At 71.2% G+C, this 2,069-nt stretch carries 5 protein-coding genes; all 5 read right to left on the bottom strand.

The features are described from left to right. Nucleotides 1-32: 32 nt before the first annotated feature. Entirely contained in the window at nucleotides 33-308 is a 276-nt protein-coding gene (locus ACFCYJ_RS27380; protein WP_375821567.1) for a hypothetical protein, read from the bottom strand. A 1-nt stretch (nucleotide 309) separates the two neighbouring features. Further along, a complete protein-coding gene (locus ACFCYJ_RS27375) occupies nucleotides 310-753 on the bottom strand; it encodes a hypothetical protein (RefSeq protein ID WP_375821566.1) in 444 nt (147 codons plus the stop codon). Nucleotides 754-854: 101 nt separating this feature from the next. Further along, nucleotides 855-1,412: a hypothetical protein gene (locus ACFCYJ_RS27370; RefSeq protein ID WP_375821565.1), complete on the bottom strand. Its 558-nt coding sequence runs from the start codon at nucleotides 1,410-1,412 to the stop codon at nucleotides 855-857. Further along, nucleotides 1,405-1,752, bottom strand: coding sequence for a hypothetical protein (locus ACFCYJ_RS27365; RefSeq protein WP_375821564.1), 348 nt, complete (start codon nucleotides 1,750-1,752; stop codon nucleotides 1,405-1,407). The genes ACFCYJ_RS27370 and ACFCYJ_RS27365 overlap by 8 nt, the downstream gene beginning before the upstream one ends. Beyond that, nucleotides 1,749-2,069 (bottom strand): hypothetical protein (locus ACFCYJ_RS27360; protein WP_376079102.1); only part of this gene is annotated, 321 nt, incomplete at its 5' end. The genes ACFCYJ_RS27360 and ACFCYJ_RS27365, both read right to left, overlap by 4 nt.

Here is a 2,069-nt window from a genome sequence, read left to right as displayed (position 1 = left end):
GAACATGGAGAGGCCCCGGGGCCTCTCCATGTTCAGTGCGAGTACTGCCCGTCGGCGGTGGGGCAGGCCGGGTCGGCACAGGCGCAGTAGGCGCCGGGGGGCTCTTCCTCGGTGGGCACGACGGCCGGCGGGGGGTCGTCGTCGGCCACCTTGCCGCGTAGGGCGGTCAGGAGGTCGGCCTCCGTGGGCACGGGGAGCGGGGTGTCCCGCTGCTCTCGCAGCAGGCGCAGTGCTGCGGTGTACGGGATGCCGCGGGCGGCGGCCAGCTGGCGCGCGGCCTTCTTCTCGCTGGAGCGTTCCTTGGGCATGTCAGTCCTCCACGATGGTCGGTGTGCAGCCGGGTCCGTCGACGGGGCGCGGCTTGCCGAAGCACGGTTCGCCGGCGGGGTGGGTGCAGCCCTTGTCCGCGCGTTCCCGGAGTGCCGCCAGTTCGGCGCGCATGGTGTCGTTGGGGTCGCCGACGTACAGCGCGTACGCGTCGGCCGGCGGTGCCTGGGAGTAGTGCTCATCGGCGCGGCGCTGCCAGATGCTCACCTTCATGGGCCCGTAGTACTGGTGCTGCACGCGGATGTAGCTCACCTGGTGGGTGGCCGCGTGGTACGCCTCCACGAACGGGCCGGGGGCTTCGTCCCAGGATCCCCAGGAGATCATCTCGGGGGGCGTCTGGTCGAAGCGGTAGGCGGCGTAGCAGTAGGGGGCCTGCATGTCGATGCGGGGCATGGTGGCATCGGCCGCGAGCGGCTGCACTTCCATGACCTGGCGGAATCGGTGGCCCTGGCGGAGTCCGAGGTGGTCGGGCTCCTCGGGGCGCCCGCACCCGGGGGCAGAGCAGTGGGGTTCTGTGGGTCGGTCTGTCACGGGAAGTCCACCTCTACGTCGTTTCCCTCGAATGCGATGCTCTGGGTGTTGTAGGCCGATGCGGCGCCGCGCTGGAGGGTGTCTGCGGCGGCCTCGGGTCCGGCGGTGGTCCACGCGCGGATGACTGCGACCATGACGCGTCGCATGCCTTCCAGGGTGGTCGACCGGTGCTCGGTGCGGTTCTTGTAGCCGTTCCAGTTGATCGACGCGGTGACGCTGACCCGGTTGGGTGCGGGGGTGCTGTTCACGCGCTGCCTGAAGCGGGGGATGGTGATCAACCGGTTGTGTGCCGTCTCCAGCTTGCGGAGGTTGCGGGCGGACTGGCCCTTGCCCGCGCGCCAGTCGCGCCAGGTGCGCACCGGGATGCCGGCGGCCTCGGCCGCGCGCGTTATGGCGCTGCGCCGGTCCGTGTCCCCCTTCTTGGGCGTGAACAGGTTCTCCAACTGGTTCATGCGCGCCTGGAGGCCGCGGCGCTGCGTGATGGGGGTGCGTACCTCGTTGCGGGGGTAGCGTGCGCTGAGGGCGGCATCTAGAGCTGCGGCAAGGTCAGGCACGGTCGCTCCCCTCGTCGTCGGCGTAGGCGGTCAGGGTGTCGGGGTCTCCGTGCCAGAGCGCGACTGCGACGGGGTTGTCCCAGATGCGGTCCCAGTAGCCGGTGGTGTAGAGCTGGCGGAGAGTGGCGGCCTGGATCATGCCGTCCCGGTCGGTGACCGTGAGCATGGTCCAGTTGGCCCATATGACGAAGGCGCGGTCGGTGGCGGCCTGTGCGCTGCGGGCGGCCTGCTGGCGGACCAGGGCGCGCAGTCTGCGGGTGGCGGCGCGTGACTGGACGGCCGCGACCGCCGCGGCCACCGAGGTGGCTACGGCGGCCAGGGCCAGGAGGAGGACGGTCACAGGATGTCGTCCCCGTCGGTGTCCAGGACCATGGGCACGTCCTGCGCGCGCTGGTCGGTGCGGACCGGGGCGGCGTTCGGCTTGGGCTTGAGGGCACCGAGCTGGCGTCCGGTCGGGTCGTACTTGAAGGGGGGCTTGGGCTTGCTCATGACCTCGGGGAGGTCCGCGCCGATCACGGTGATCTCGTCGGTGGCACCCATGGAGATGAGGGGCCGGCCGGTCTCGGTCCAGCGCCACGCCTTGCGCCACATCGCGGCGGACGCGTGCGCGAGAACGGCGTGATTCCAGTCGGGGCGCCGGGTGCGGCACTTCTCGCC

The sequence above is a fragment of the Lysinibacillus sp. NPDC056232 genome, assembly GCF_042267565.1.
Lineage (GTDB): Bacteria > Bacillota > Bacilli > Bacillales_A > Planococcaceae > Lysinibacillus.
The sequence above is the reverse complement of the archived record's forward strand: the minus strand, read 5'-3'. Positions and strand labels throughout refer to the sequence as shown.

Bases quoted from the DNA above. Each gene is read 5' to 3' on its own strand.
- ACFCYJ_RS27375 (WP_375821566.1), bottom strand. From the start codon at position 753: ATGGAAGTGCAGCCGCTCGCGGCCGATGCCACCATGCCCCGCATCGAC.
- ACFCYJ_RS27380 (WP_375821567.1), bottom strand. From the start codon at position 308: ATGCCCAAGGAACGCTCCAGCGAGAAGAAGGCCGCGCGCCAGCTGGCC.